Here is a 12,814-nt window from a genome sequence, read left to right on the forward strand (position 1 = left end):
AAACCCAATGAGCGTTCGCGTCGGGATTGTCATGGACCCTATCGCCAGCATCTCCTATAAAAAGGATAGCTCGCTGGCCATGCTGCTGGCCGCGCAGAAGCGTGGCTGGGAACTGTTCTACATGGAACAGAAAGACCTGTATCAGGCCGAAGGCCAGGCGCGGGCGCGGATGAGCCCGCTGAAAGTCTTCGCCAACCCGGACAAATGGTTCGAGCTGGACGCCGAACAGGACAAGCTGCTGAGCGACCTGGACGTGATCCTGATGCGCAAGGATCCGCCGTTCGACATGGAGTTCGTCTACTCCACTTACTTGCTGGAACAGGCCGAAGCCGCCGGCGTGCTGGTGGTGAACAAGCCGCAGAGCCTGCGCGACTGCAATGAAAAGCTGTTCGCCACGCTGTTTCCGCAGTGCACGCCGCCGACCATCGTCAGCCGCCGCCCGGACGTATTGCGTGAGTTCGCCGACCATCACGGTGACGTGATCCTCAAGCCGCTGGACGGCATGGGCGGTTCGTCGATCTTCCGCCACACCGCCGGCCACCCGAACCTCTCGGTGATCCTCGAAACCCTGACCCTGCACGGCAAGCAGCAGATCATGATTCAGGGTTACCTGCCGGCGATCGTCGATGGCGACAAGCGCATCCTGATGATCGATGGCGAGCCGGTGGATTACTGCCTGGCGCGGATTCCGGCGCTGGGCGAAACCCGTGGCAACCTCGCCGCCGGTGGCCGTGGCGAAGCGCGTCCGCTGACCGAGAAGGATCGCTGGATCGCCGCCCAGGTCGGCCCGACCTTGCGCGAGAAAGGCTTGCTGTTTGTCGGCCTCGACGTGATCGGCGAGCACCTGACCGAAATCAACGTCACCAGCCCGACCTGCATCCGTGAAATCGACAATGCGTTCGGCACTGATATCGGCGGGATGCTGATGGATGCGATCGATAAAAAGCTGCAAGCGGCCGGCAAAAAGCCACAAGCTTGATGTACGTCACATGCAGCCTGTCGCTTGAAGCGTGAAGCCCAAGGCGCGAAACCAACATTGCGTTATCATGCGCAGCCTCTGAAAAACGCGATGTTGGTTTTCTTGTCATGACCCTCCCGTCCGATCTGCCCGCTGAACTCGCCCATCGTGGCGTGCGCCCGGCCGATCGCCTCGGTTTTACCCTGTTTCTCGCGGCGCTGATTCACCTGGCGCTGCTGCTCGGCGTCGGCTTCACCATGGTCGAGCCGCAGCAGATCAGCAAAACCCTGGAAATCACCCTGGCCACCTTCAAGGCCGAGAAGAAGCCGGAAAAGGCAGATTTTCTCGCTCAGGAAAACCAGGAAGGCAGCGGCACGCTCGATAAGAAGGCCCTGCCCAAGACCACTGAAGTCGCGCCTTTCCAGGACAATCAGGTCAAAAAGGTCACCCCGCCGCCCGCCGCCAAGCCAGTGGTGCAGGAAGCCGCACCGAAGGCAGCGGTGACCACCGTCGCGCCGAAACCGAAAAAGGCGCCGACCAAGAAAGAAGAAAGCAAAACCGAAGTCAAACCGACCGTCGACGCGCCGGTGTTCGACAGCTCGCAGTTGTCCAGCGACATCGCCAGCCTCGAAGCAGAGCTGGCCAAGGAACAACAGCTGTACGCCAAACGCCCGCGCATCCACCGCTTGAGCGCGGCCTCGACCATGCGCGACAAGGGCGCCTGGTACAAGGACGACTGGCGCAAGAAGGTCGAGCGCATCGGCAACCTCAACTACCCCGAAGAAGCACGGCGCAAGCAGATCTACGGCAATTTGCGCCTGATGGTCTCGATCAACCGCGACGGTTCGCTGTATGAGGTGCTGGTGCTCGAATCCTCCGGCCAGCCGCTGCTCGATCAGGCCGCGCAGCGCATCGTCCGCCTGGCCGCGCCGTTTGCACCGTTTACCGGCGATCTGTCGGACATCGACCGCCTGGAAATCATCCGCACCTGGAAATTTGCCCGGGGCGACAAGCTCTCAAGCAATTAAGAGCAAAATCAAAAGATCGCAGCCTTCGGCAGCTCCTACAGTGGGCCTGCGTACACCCTGTAGGAGCTGCCGAAGGCTGCGATCTTTTAAAGCCTCAGCTTGTCAGTTCGCCCTTGCGACGCCACACTAGCGCTCATGAAAAACGTCAGCCCCAGCTACCTCAAGCATCACTTCCTGATCGCCATGCCACACATGGCCGACCCGAACTTTGCCCACACCTTGACCTACATCGTCGAGCACACGGCCAATGGCGCGATGGGGCTGGTGGTCAACAGGCCGCAAGACTTGAACCTGGCCGACATCCTCGAACAGCTGCGCCCGGACATCGAGCCGCCGGCACGCTGCCAGGATGTGCCGATCTTCATCGGCGGGCCGGTGCAGACCGATCGCGGTTTTGTCCTGCACCCGGCGGGCCAAACGTTCCAGGCCACGGCGCAGCTGGACGGCGACCTGGCCCTGTCGACTTCGCAGGACGTGCTGTTCGCCATCGCTGACGGCGTCGGCCCCGCGCAGAGCCTGATCACCCTCGGTTACGCCGGCTGGGAAGCCGGGCAACTGGAAGCCGAACTGGCCGACAACGCCTGGCTGACCTGCCCTTTCAACGCCGACATACTGTTCAACACCCGCAGCGAATTGCGCCTGGAAGCGGCAGCGCGGCACTTGGGCATCGATCTCAATCTGCTCACCAGCCAGGCAGGTCACGCCTGATGGCCCTGCGCCTGATTCTCGGCTTCGACTACGGCACCAAACAGATCGGCGTCGCGGTCGGCCAGGTCATCACCGGCCAGGCCCGCGAGCTGTGCACTTTGAAAGCGCAGAACGGCGTGCCGAACTGGGATCAGGTCGAAGCGCTAATAAAAGAATGGAAACCCGACGCCGTGGTGGTCGGCCTGCCGCTGAACATGGACGGCACGCCCAGCGACATGTGCGTACGCGCCGAGAAATTCGCCCGCCGCCTCAACGGCCGCTACAACCTGCCCTTCTATACCCACGACGAACGCCTGACCACTTTCGAAGCCAAGGGCGAGCGACTGGTGCGTGGCGGGCAGAAAGGCAGTTACCGCGACAACCCGGTGGACGCCATCGCCGCTGCCCTGCTGCTGCAGGGCTGGCTCGATGAAAACACTGCATTGTTTGAATCCTGACAAGCGCTTCGGCGCTTTTCTTTTGGTTATAAACCGAGCTTCGTCCAGCAGGACGCAGCGCGGAATCACGAAGGAGCAACCATGAGCCTGCCCAATCCCGCCGATCTGATCAGCCAGATGGCGACCCGCCTCAAGGCGCACCTTGCCCAGCGTGACATCAGCGAACCGCGTTACATCGGTATCCGCACCGGCGGCATCTGGGTCGCGCAGGCGCTGCTCAAGGAACTGAACAGCGATGCGCCACTGGGCACGCTGGATGTGTCCTTCTATCGCGATGACTTCAGCCAGAATGGCCTGCACCCGCAAGTGCGCCCGTCCGCCCTGCCCTTCGAGATCGAAGGCCAGCATCTGGTGCTGATCGACGACGTGCTGATGAGCGGTCGGACTATCCGCGCCGCCATGAATGAATTGTTCGATTACGGCCGCCCGGCCAGCGTCACCCTGGTCTGCCTGCTGGACCTGGACGCCGGCGAGCTGCCGATCCGCCCCAACGTGGTCGGCGCCACCCTGACCCTGGCCGGCAACCAGCGGGTCAAGTTGTCCGGCCCCGAGCCGCTGACGCTCGAACTGCAAGACGTCACCCTTTAATCCGCCCTATTGAGAGTCCCCCTCGCGATGACGCCTCTAGATACCAAGCGCCCGCTGCAGCTCAATGATCAGGGCCAGCTGCGCCACTTCCTCTCGCTCGACGGCCTGCGCCGCGAGTTGCTGACGGAAATCCTCGACACTGCCGACTCGTTCCTTGAAGTCGGTGCCCGGGCGGTGAAGAAAGTCCCGTTGCTGCGCGGCAAGACCGTGTGCAACGTGTTCTTCGAAAACTCCACGCGCACCCGCACCACGTTTGAACTGGCGGCCCAACGGTTGTCGGCAGACGTGATCACCCTGAACGTGTCGACATCGTCGGCGAGCAAGGGCGAAACGTTACTCGATACCCTGCGCAACCTTGAGGCGATGGCCGCCGACATGTTCGTCGTTCGCCACGGCGACTCGGGCGCGGCGCACTTCATCGCCGAGCATGTCTGCCCGCAGGTGGCGATCATCAACGGCGGCGACGGCCGGCATGCGCACCCGACCCAAGGCATGCTCGACATGCTCACCATCCGTCGGCACAAGGGCGGTTTCGAAAACCTCTCGGTGGCGATCGTCGGCGACATCCTGCATTCGCGGGTGGCGCGCTCGAACATGCTCGCGCTGAAAACCCTCGGCTGCCCGGATATCCGCGTGATCGCGCCGAAAACCCTGCTGCCGATCGGCATCGAGCAATACGGCGTCAAGGTCTACACCGACATGGCTGAAGGCCTGAAAGACGTCGACGTGGTGATCATGCTGCGCCTGCAGCGTGAACGCATGACCGGTGGCCTGCTGCCCAGCGAAGGCGAGTTCTACCGCCTGTTCGGCCTGACCACCGCGCGTCTGGCCGGGGCCAAACCCGATTGCATCGTCATGCACCCGGGGCCGATCAACCGTGGCGTGGAGATCGAGTCGGCGGTGGCCGACGGCCCGCACTCGGTGATCCTCAATCAAGTGACCTACGGCATCGCGATTCGTATGGCCGTGCTGTCCATGGCCATGAGCGGGCAGACTGCGCAACGTCAATTCGAGCAGGAGAACGCCCAGTGAAGCTCAGCATTCTCGGCGCACGCGTTATCGATCCCAGCAGCGGCCTGGATCAAATCACCGACATCCACGTTGAAGCCTGCAAGATCGTCGCCCTCGGCGCCGCACCGGCCGGTTTCAGCGCAGTAGAAACCATCGATGCCCAAGGTCTGGTCGCCGCACCTGGCCTGGTCGATCTCAATGTCGCCCTGCGCGAGCCGGGTTACAGCCGCAAAGGCTCGATCGTCAGCGAAACCCGCGCCGCCGCTGCCGGTGGCGTGACCAGCCTGTGCTGCCCACCGAAGACCAGACCGGTGCTCGACACCTCAGCCGTCGCCGAACTGATCCTCGACCGCGCCCGCGAAGCCGGCAACACCAAGGTGTTCCCGATCGGCGCGCTGAGCAAAGGTCTCGACGGTGAGCAATTGGCCGAACTGGTGGCCTTGCGCGACGCCGGATGCGTGGCGTTCGGCAACGGTCTGGAGAGCTTTCGCAACAGCCGCACCCTGTGCCGGGCGCTGGAATATGCGGCGACTTTCGACCTGACGGTGATCTTCAACTCGCAGGATCACGATCTGGCCGAGGGCGGTCTGGCCCACGAAGGCGCGGTCGCCAGTTTCCTTGGCCTGCCGGGCATCCCGGAAACCGCCGAAACCGTGGCGCTGGCTCGCGATCTGCTGCTGGTCGAGCAGACCGGCGTGCGTGCGCATTTCAGCCAGCTGACCAGTGCGCGCGGTGTGGCGCTGATTGCCCAGGCCCAGGCCCGTGGCTTGAAGGTAACGGCGGATGTTGCGCTGTATCAGCTGATCCTGACTGACGAAGCGCTGATCGACTTCAACAGCCTCTACCACGTGCAACCGCCGCTGCGCACCCGCGCCGATCGCGATGGCCTGCGTGAGGCAGTGAAGTCCGGGGTGGTCTCGGCCATTTCCAGCCATCACCAGCCCCACGAGCGCGACGCCAAACTGGCCCCGTTCGGCGCCACCGAGCCGGGCATCAGCAGTGTTGAGTTGCTGCTGCCGCTGGCGATGACGCTGGTTGAGGATGGTTTGCTCGACTTGCCGACGCTATTGGCTCGGTTGAGCGCAGGCCCGGCCGAAGCGCTGCGCCTGCCGGCGGGCAAACTGGCGGTAGGCGGCGCGGCGGATATCGTGCTGTTCGATCCGAAGTCTTCGACGGTGGCCGGTGAACACTGGCTGTCGAAGGGCGAGAACTGCCCGTTCATCGGCCACAGTCTGCCGGGCGTGGTGCGCTATACGCTGGTAGATGGGCGGATTACGCACCAGGCTTGATAGCCAGTTGACCCCTTCGCGAGCAGGCTCGCTCCCACAGGTATTGCGGTGATTCCTGTGGGAGCGAGCCTGCTCGCGAAAGCTTACTGGAAGGCGCCGCGATTCTGCGCGTTGCGCACCGACACCTGATCGTTCAGCGTCCAGAAGTCATACAGCACGCCAATAAAGAACAACCCGCCGGTCAGCAGATACAGCAAGCCGCTGATCCATTTGCCCTGATACATCCGGTGCACGCCGAACACACCGAGGAAGGTCAGCAGAATCCACGCGACGTTGTACTCGATCGGCCCGGCGGCAAAGCGCAGGTCCGCTTCGCGATCCATCGCCGGGATCAGAAACAGGTCGATCAGCCAGCCAATCCCCAGCAAACCGAAGGTGAAGAACCAGATCGTCCCGGTCACCGGTTTGCCGTAATAAAAGCGGTGCGCGCCAGTGAATCCGAAAATCCACAGCAGGTAGCCGATGACTTTGCTGTGAGTGTCTTTTTCTTTCACGCGGGGTAGCTGATAGCTGTTCATTAAGACCTCATTGCACTCGATAGATAAATATTCTTCATTTCTTTGTGACTTTTTTACAGGTGGCCGACGTATGGCAAATGTTACCGTTGCTAGCGCGAAACCCTTGTAGAACCTGACTTCTGTCGGACAATTGCGTACTTTTTGAGCGTTTTTGGTTCCGTAGCCAGCCGAATGAATCGATGAACGGCCTCGGAACGGCAAAAAAAGCTGTTATAAAGTTGCGCGCTATCACTTATGAGCCACGCCTAATGCGACCATTTTTCAAGACATGGCTGACTATTTGCCTATTAATGCCACTGGCCGCCCACGCCACCAATCGTGAGCAACGTCTTCCCAACGTCAACGGCTTCACCCCTAAATCCCATGCTTCGGCTCCATCGAGCAAAAGCAGCAAGAGCAAGACCACCACGCTGAGCAGCAAGAGCCGCAGCAAGCTGGTGCCACCGATGGCGAGCAAGGAAAGCAGCAATGTGCTGAGCCGTGCGGTAAACGTCCTCGGTACACCTTATCGTTGGGGCGGCAGCAGCCCAAGTAAAGGCTTCGATTGCAGCGGTCTGGTGAAATACGCGTTCAACGACGCTACTTTCGACCTGCCACGCACCTCCAATGCCATGGCCAGCGGTCACGGCGAGAAAGTCGAGCGCAAGGATCTGAAGCCGGGCGATCTGATTTTCTTCAACATCAAGAGCCGTCGGGTCAACCACGTTGCCATCTACCTGGGCAACGACCGCTTCATCCACGCCCCGCGCCGTGGCAAAGCGGTGAGCATCGACACGCTGAACAAGCCGTACTGGGAAAAGCATTACGTCGTGGCCAAGCGCGTATTGCCGAAAGAACAACAGCAGCTGCGCGTAGTCCAGCGCTGAGCTGTTTGATCTCCTGAATCAGCTTCAGCAGTACCGGCCTTTTCGCGAGCAGGCTCGCTCCCACAGAAGAATGCATTCCAGCTGAAGGAATGCGGTTTGATGTGGGAGCGAGCCTGCTCGCGAAGGGGCCGGCAGCCGCACCAGCGACCCTCAGAAATTATCAGGCGTACGCGCCTTCTCCCGCGCATGCTCGCGGCTGATCAGGCCCTTGGTCACCAGATCCTTCAGGCACATATCGAGTGTCTGCATCCCCAACGACCCACCGGTCTGAATCGCCGAATACATCTGCGCCACCTTGTCCTCGCGGATCAGGTTACGGATCGCCGATGTCCCGAGCATGATTTCATGCGCCGCCACCCGCCCGCCGCCGATCTTCTTGATCAACGTCTGCGACACCACCGCCAGCAACGACTCTGACAGCATCGAACGCACCATCGATTTCTCGTCGCCGGGAAACACGTCGACCACGCGGTCGATGGTCTTCGCCGCTGAGGTCGTGTGCAGCGTGCCGAACACCAGATGCCCGGTCTCGGCGGCGGTCAGCGCCAGGCGAATGGTTTCCAGATCACGCATCTCGCCGACCAGAATCACGTCCGGGTCTTCACGCAGCGCCGAGCGCAGTGCGGTGGCGAAGCTGCGCGTATCGCGATGGACTTCGCGCTGATTGATCAGGCATTTGCGCGATTCATGGACGAACTCGATGGGGTCCTCAATGGTGAGGATGTGGTGATGGCGATGGGTGTTGAGGTAATCGATCATCGCCGCCAGCGTGGTCGATTTGCCGGAGCCGGTCGGCCCGGTGACCAGCACCAGCCCGCGCGGCGCATCGGTGATCTTGCGGAAAACATCGCCCATGGCGAGGTCTTCCATGCTCAGCACTTTCGACGGAATAGTGCGGAACACGGCGCCAGCGCCACGGTTCTGGTTGAATGCATTGACCCGAAAGCGCGCCACCCCGGGTACATCAAAGGAAAAATCCGTTTCCAGATTTTTCTCGAATTCGATGCGCTGGGTGTCGTTCATGATGTCGTAGATCAGCTCGTGCACTTGCTTGTGATCCAGCGCCGGCAGATTGATCCGTCGCACGTCGCCATCGACACGGATCATCGGCGGCAGGCCGGCCGACAGGTGCAGGTCGGAAGCGCCCTGTTTGGCGCTGAAGGCCAGCAGTTCAGTGATATCCATAGCGTCCCTCAATTCCAGTAGAATGCCGCGAACCTACAGACCGCCGGCGCCTCTTGATGTCCACGATAGCAGACAACATCCTTCAGGTTAGTTCGCGCATCCAGGCAGCGGCGAAAGCTGCGCACCGCGACGAAAACAGCATCCATTTGCTCGCCGTGAGCAAGACCAAACCCGCCCAGGCCCTGCGTGAAGCCTATGCCGCCGGCCTGCGCGACTTCGGCGAGAACTACTTGCAGGAAGCTTTGGGCAAACAGCTGGAGCTGGCCGACCTGCCCTTGATCTGGCACTTCATCGGCCCCATTCAATCGAACAAGACTCGCGCGATTGCCGAGCATTTCGACTGGGTGCACTCCGTGGATCGTCTGAAAATTGCCCAACGCCTGTCCGAGCAGCGCCCGGCCGAACTGCCGCCCCTGAACATCTGCATTCAGGTCAATGTCAGCGGCGAGGCGAGCAAATCCGGTTGCACCCCGGCCGATCTGCCGGCGCTGGCCGAGGCCATCAGCGCCCTGCCCCGGCTGAAATTGCGCGGACTGATGGCGATTCCCGAGCCGACCGAAGAGCGCGCTGAACAGGACGCTGCCTTCGCCGCCGTGCAGACATTGCAGGCGAGCCTCGCTCTGCCGCTCGACACATTGTCCATGGGCATGAGCCACGACCTCGAGTCGGCCATTGCCCAAGGCGCCACCTGGGTGCGGATCGGTACCGCGCTGTTTGGCGCCAGAGATTATTCCCAGTCTTGAACGTTTCCAGATAAGGACCACACATGAGCAACACACGTATTGCGTTTATCGGTGCGGGCAACATGGCGGCCAGTCTGATTGGCGGCTTGCGCGCCAAAGGTCTGGAAGCGGCGCAGATCCGCGCCAGCGATCCGGGCGAAGACACCCGTGCCAAGGTCAGCGCCGAACACGGCATCGAAACCTTCGCTGACAACGCCCAGGCCATCGACGGCGTCGATGTCATCGTGCTGGCGGTCAAGCCACAGGCGATGAAAGCCGTGTGCGAGGCGATTCGCCCAAGCCTGAAACCGAATCAACTGGTGGTGTCGATCGCCGCCGGCATTACCTGCGCGAGCATGACCGCGTGGCTCGGCGAACAGCCAATCGTGCGCTGCATGCCGAACACCCCGGCGCTGCTGCGTCAGGGTGTCAGCGGTTTGTACGCGACCAGCGAAGTAACCGCCGAGCAGCGTCAGCAAGCCGAAGAGCTGCTGTCCGCCGTCGGCATCGCCCTGTGGCTGGAAGAAGAACAGCAACTGGACGCAGTCACCGCAGTGTCCGGCTCCGGCCCGGCGTACTTCTTCCTGCTGATCGAAGCGATGACCGCCGCCGGCGTCAAACTTGGCCTGCCAAAAGAGATCGCTGAGCAACTGACCGTGCAGACTGCTCTGGGCGCCGCGCACATGGCGGTGTCCAGCGATGTCGATGCAGCCGAACTGCGCCGCCGCGTGACCTCGCCGAATGGCACCACGGAAGCTGCGATCAAATCATTCCAGGCTGGCGGCTTCGAAGCGCTGGTTGAAACCGCACTCGGCGCCGCCGCGCACCGCTCGGCCGAAATGGCCGAACAACTGGGCAAATAAAGGAGCCTTACATGATCGGATTGAACACCGCAGCGGTTTACGTGCTGCAAACCCTCGGCAGCCTGTACCTGCTGATCGTGCTGCTGCGCTTCGTCCTGCAACTGGTGCGGGCGAACTTCTATAACCCGCTGTGCCAGTTCGTGGTCAAGGCCACCCAGCCGCTGCTCAAGCCTTTGCGCCGGATCATCCCGAGCCTGTTCGGCCTCGACATGTCGTCGCTGGTGCTGGCGATTCTGGTGCAACTGCTGCTGATGGCGCTGACCCTGCTGCTGACCTACGGCACCACTGGCAATCCGCTGCAACTGGTGATCTGGTCGCTGATCGGCGTCACTGCACTGTTCCTGAAGATCTTCTTCTTCGCTCTGATCATCAGCGTGATTCTGTCGTGGGTCGCACCGGGCAGCCACAATCCGGGTGCTGAACTGGTCAACCAGATCTGCGAACCGGCGCTGGCACCGTTCCGCCGCTTCCTGCCGAACCTCGGCGGCCTGGATCTGTCGCCGATCTTCGCTTTCCTTGCGCTGAAATTGATCGACATGCTGGTGATCAACAATCTGGCGGCGATGACGATGATGCCGGAAATCCTGCGCTTGCTGATGTGAGGTGAGAGGGATTGGCGCTCGGCTTGATATGGCGTCGTCTGCGCCCCTCACCCCAGCCCTCTCCCAAGGGAGAGGGAGCCGATTTGTGTTGAGCTCAAGATTGGAGTTCGACTCGCAATTATCAGGTCGGCGCAGTTCGACAGAACACCTTGGTCAGTCCCCTCTCCCTCTGGGAGAGGGTTAGGGTGAGGGCTGCTTGCCGCTAACCCACCCGGTCTTTAGACTTACGCCTCATTTCAACGAGAGCAGGGTCGATGCCAACTGCCTTTCCCGCCGATTCTGTTGGTCTGGTAACGCCGCAAACCGCGCATTTCAGCGAACCGCTGACGCTGGCCTGTGGGCGTTCCCTGGCCGCTTATGATCTGATTTATGAAACCTACGGCACGCTGAACGCCCAGGCGAGCAACGCCGTGCTGATCTGCCACGCCTTATCCGGTCATCATCACGCCGCTGGTTATCACAGCGTCGACGACCGCAAGCCCGGTTGGTGGGACAGCTGCATCGGCCCCGGCAAGCCGATCGACACCAACAAGTTCTTTGTGGTCAGCCTGAACAACCTCGGCGGCTGCAACGGCTCCACCGGCCCGAGCAGTATCAACCCGGAGACCGGCAAGCCGTTCGGCGCCGACTTCCCGGTGCTCACCGTCGAAGACTGGGTGCACAGCCAGGCGCGCCTGGCTGACCTGCTCGGCATCGGCCAGTGGGCGGCGGTGATCGGCGGCAGCCTCGGCGGCATGCAGGCGTTGCAATGGACCATCACCTACCCGGATCGCGTGCGGCACTGCCTGGCCATCGCCTCGGCACCAAAACTGTCGGCGCAGAACATCGCCTTCAACGAAGTCGCGCGCCAGGCGATCCTCACCGATCCGGAATTCCACGGCGGTTCGTTCCAGGAAGCCGGCGTGATCCCCAAGCGCGGGCTGATGCTCGCGCGCATGGTCGGCCACATCACCTATCTGTCCGACGACTCCATGGGTGAGAAATTCGGCCGTGGCCTGAAGAGCGAAAAGCTCAACTACGACTTCCACAGTGTCGAGTTCCAGGTCGAAAGCTACCTGCGTTATCAGGGCGAAGAGTTCTCCGGGCGCTTCGATGCCAACACTTATCTGTTGATGACAAAAGCGCTGGACTACTTCGATCCGGCGGCGAACTTCGACGATGATCTGGCGAAAACCTTCGAAAACGCCACGGCCAAGTTCTGCGTGATGTCGTTCACCACCGACTGGCGCTTCTCCCCGGCGCGCTCGCGGGAACTGGTGGATGCGCTGATGGCCGCGCGCAAGGACGTCAGTTATCTGGAAATTGACGCACCGCAGGGCCACGACGCCTTCCTGATTCCGATCCCGCGTTATTTGCAGGCGTTCGGCAATTACATGAACCGCATTTCGTTGTGAGAAAGCCATGAGAGCTGATCTGGAAATCATCCAGGAATGGATCCCCGCCGGCAGCCGCGTCCTAGACCTGGGTTGCGGTGACGGCGAGCTGCTGACCTGGCTGCGCGACAACAAGAACGTCACCGGTTATGGCCTGGAAAACGACGCCGACAACATCGCCGAGTGCGTGGCCAAGGGCATCAACGTCATCGAGCAGGATCTGGACAAAGGCCTGGGCAATTTTGCCAGCAACAGTTTCGACATCGTCGTCATGACCCAGGCCCTGCAAGCGGTGCATTACCCGGACAAGATCCTCGACGAAATGCTTCGGGTCGGTCGCCAGTGCATCATTACCTTCCCCAACTTCGGCCACTGGCGCTGCCGCTGGTATCTGGCGAGCAAGGGCCGCATGCCGGTCTCGGAATTCCTGCCTTACACCTGGTACAACACGCCGAACATTCACTTCTGCACCTTCGAGGACTTCGAAGAGTTGTGCCGCGAACGTGACGCCAAGGTCATTGATCGGCTTGCCGTGGATCAACAGCACCGCCACGGGTGGGCCAGTAAGCTATGGCCTAATCTGTTAGGTGAAATCGGTATCTACCGCGTCAGCAGTCCGCAGTTGGCGGACGCCCGAGTCGCGGTCTGAGCCAGGGCATTTGAAGG

15 protein-coding genes are annotated in these 12,814 nt (G+C 61.4%); 13 read left to right on the forward strand and 2 right to left on the reverse strand.

Annotated features, from left to right (window positions below):
* The first annotated feature begins 7 nt into the window (after positions 1-7).
* The 7 genes from gshB to AB4O45_RS11340 all read left to right on the forward strand — a co-directional run bounded on the left by gshB (position 8) and on the right by AB4O45_RS11340 (position 6,019).
* On the forward strand, positions 8-979 hold the full coding sequence (gene gshB / locus AB4O45_RS11310; protein WP_056786399.1) for a glutathione synthase: 972 nt from the start codon (positions 8-10) through the stop codon (positions 977-979).
* Between the two features lie 107 nt (positions 980-1,086).
* Positions 1,087-1,986: an energy transducer TonB gene (locus tag AB4O45_RS11315; protein WP_039757551.1), complete on the forward strand. Its 900-nt coding sequence runs from the start codon at positions 1,087-1,089 to the stop codon at positions 1,984-1,986.
* Between the two features lie 135 nt (positions 1,987-2,121).
* Positions 2,122-2,694, forward strand: coding sequence for a YqgE/AlgH family protein (locus AB4O45_RS11320; protein ID WP_016772739.1), 573 nt, complete (start codon positions 2,122-2,124; stop codon positions 2,692-2,694).
* Positions 2,694-3,131 carry a Holliday junction resolvase RuvX gene (gene ruvX / locus AB4O45_RS11325; RefSeq protein ID WP_041476809.1) on the forward strand — a complete coding sequence of 146 codons (438 nt, stop codon included), beginning with the start codon at positions 2,694-2,696 and terminating at the stop codon, positions 3,129-3,131. Before AB4O45_RS11320 ends, ruvX begins: the two co-directional genes overlap by 1 nt.
* 81 nt (positions 3,132-3,212) lie before the next feature.
* Complete coding sequence (pyrR, locus tag AB4O45_RS11330) at positions 3,213-3,719, forward strand: bifunctional pyr operon transcriptional regulator/uracil phosphoribosyltransferase PyrR (RefSeq protein WP_016772737.1); 507 nt, start codon at positions 3,213-3,215, stop codon at positions 3,717-3,719.
* Between the two features lie 27 nt (positions 3,720-3,746).
* The gene (locus tag AB4O45_RS11335) at positions 3,747-4,751 is read left to right on the forward strand and encodes an aspartate carbamoyltransferase catalytic subunit (RefSeq protein ID WP_016772736.1); all 1,005 of its coding nucleotides are present in this window, start codon (positions 3,747-3,749) and stop codon (positions 4,749-4,751) included.
* Entirely contained in the window at positions 4,748-6,019 is a 1,272-nt protein-coding gene (locus AB4O45_RS11340) for a dihydroorotase (RefSeq protein WP_150743563.1), read from the forward strand. Before AB4O45_RS11335 ends, AB4O45_RS11340 begins: the two co-directional genes overlap by 4 nt.
* Positions 6,020-6,102: 83 nt before the next feature.
* Here AB4O45_RS11340 and AB4O45_RS11345 read toward each other — a convergent pair whose 3' ends face one another.
* Positions 6,103-6,537 (reverse strand): NINE protein, encoded by a 435-nt coding sequence (locus tag AB4O45_RS11345; protein ID WP_016772734.1) that lies wholly within the window; start codon positions 6,535-6,537, stop codon positions 6,103-6,105.
* A 248-nt stretch (positions 6,538-6,785) separates the two neighbouring features.
* Here AB4O45_RS11345 and AB4O45_RS11350 point away from each other — a divergent pair, with 248 nt between their 5' ends.
* Complete coding sequence (locus AB4O45_RS11350; RefSeq protein ID WP_024014657.1) at positions 6,786-7,403, forward strand: C40 family peptidase; 618 nt, start codon at positions 6,786-6,788, stop codon at positions 7,401-7,403.
* Positions 7,404-7,553: 150 nt separating this feature from the next.
* On the opposite strand, the gene AB4O45_RS11355 is transcribed toward AB4O45_RS11350, so the two are convergent.
* The gene (locus tag AB4O45_RS11355; protein ID WP_041476813.1) at positions 7,554-8,588 is read right to left on the reverse strand and encodes a type IV pilus twitching motility protein PilT; all 1,035 of its coding nucleotides are present in this window, start codon (positions 8,586-8,588) and stop codon (positions 7,554-7,556) included.
* A 56-nt stretch (positions 8,589-8,644) separates the two neighbouring features.
* Between AB4O45_RS11355 and AB4O45_RS11360 the strand changes: the two genes are divergently transcribed.
* The 5 genes from AB4O45_RS11360 (at position 8,645) to metW (ending at position 12,797) form a co-directional block, all read left to right on the forward strand.
* Positions 8,645-9,331, forward strand: a complete 687-nt coding sequence (locus tag AB4O45_RS11360) for a YggS family pyridoxal phosphate-dependent enzyme (RefSeq protein WP_071172225.1) — start codon at positions 8,645-8,647, stop codon at positions 9,329-9,331.
* Between the two features lie 23 nt (positions 9,332-9,354).
* Positions 9,355-10,173 (forward strand): pyrroline-5-carboxylate reductase, encoded by an 819-nt coding sequence (proC, locus tag AB4O45_RS11365; protein ID WP_041476815.1) that lies wholly within the window; start codon positions 9,355-9,357, stop codon positions 10,171-10,173.
* 11 nt (positions 10,174-10,184) lie between these two features.
* The gene (locus AB4O45_RS11370; RefSeq protein ID WP_016772729.1) at positions 10,185-10,775 is read left to right on the forward strand and encodes a YggT family protein; all 591 of its coding nucleotides are present in this window, start codon (positions 10,185-10,187) and stop codon (positions 10,773-10,775) included.
* 254 nt (positions 10,776-11,029) lie between these two features.
* A complete protein-coding gene (gene metX, locus AB4O45_RS11375) occupies positions 11,030-12,169 on the forward strand; it encodes a homoserine O-succinyltransferase MetX (RefSeq protein WP_024014658.1) in 1,140 nt (379 codons plus the stop codon).
* A gap of 7 nt (positions 12,170-12,176) precedes the next feature.
* Complete coding sequence (gene metW / locus AB4O45_RS11380) at positions 12,177-12,797, forward strand: methionine biosynthesis protein MetW (protein WP_056786380.1); 621 nt, start codon at positions 12,177-12,179, stop codon at positions 12,795-12,797.
* Positions 12,798-12,814: the final 17 nt, after the last annotated feature.

The sequence above is a fragment of the Pseudomonas sp. S2_B10 genome, assembly GCF_054668425.1.

Coding starts and splice junctions, on each gene's coding strand:
- gshB (WP_056786399.1), top strand. CDS start 8: ATGAGCGTTCGCGTCGGGATTGTCATGGACCCTATCGCCAGCATCTCC.
- AB4O45_RS11315 (WP_039757551.1), top strand. CDS start 1,087: ATGACCCTCCCGTCCGATCTGCCCGCTGAACTCGCCCATCGTGGCGTG.
- AB4O45_RS11320 (WP_016772739.1), top strand. CDS start 2,122: ATGAAAAACGTCAGCCCCAGCTACCTCAAGCATCACTTCCTGATCGCC.
- ruvX (WP_041476809.1), top strand. CDS start 2,694: ATGGCCCTGCGCCTGATTCTCGGCTTCGACTACGGCACCAAACAGATC.
- pyrR (WP_016772737.1), top strand. CDS start 3,213: ATGAGCCTGCCCAATCCCGCCGATCTGATCAGCCAGATGGCGACCCGC.
- AB4O45_RS11335 (WP_016772736.1), top strand. CDS start 3,747: ATGACGCCTCTAGATACCAAGCGCCCGCTGCAGCTCAATGATCAGGGC.
- AB4O45_RS11345 (WP_016772734.1), bottom strand. CDS start 6,537: ATGAACAGCTATCAGCTACCCCGCGTGAAAGAAAAAGACACTCACAGC.
- AB4O45_RS11350 (WP_024014657.1), top strand. CDS start 6,786: ATGCGACCATTTTTCAAGACATGGCTGACTATTTGCCTATTAATGCCA.
- AB4O45_RS11355 (WP_041476813.1), bottom strand. CDS start 8,588: ATGGATATCACTGAACTGCTGGCCTTCAGCGCCAAACAGGGCGCTTCC.
- AB4O45_RS11360 (WP_071172225.1), top strand. CDS start 8,645: ATGTCCACGATAGCAGACAACATCCTTCAGGTTAGTTCGCGCATCCAG.
- proC (WP_041476815.1), top strand. CDS start 9,355: ATGAGCAACACACGTATTGCGTTTATCGGTGCGGGCAACATGGCGGCC.
- AB4O45_RS11370 (WP_016772729.1), top strand. CDS start 10,185: ATGATCGGATTGAACACCGCAGCGGTTTACGTGCTGCAAACCCTCGGC.
- metX (WP_024014658.1), top strand. CDS start 11,030: ATGCCAACTGCCTTTCCCGCCGATTCTGTTGGTCTGGTAACGCCGCAA.
- metW (WP_056786380.1), top strand. CDS start 12,177: ATGAGAGCTGATCTGGAAATCATCCAGGAATGGATCCCCGCCGGCAGC.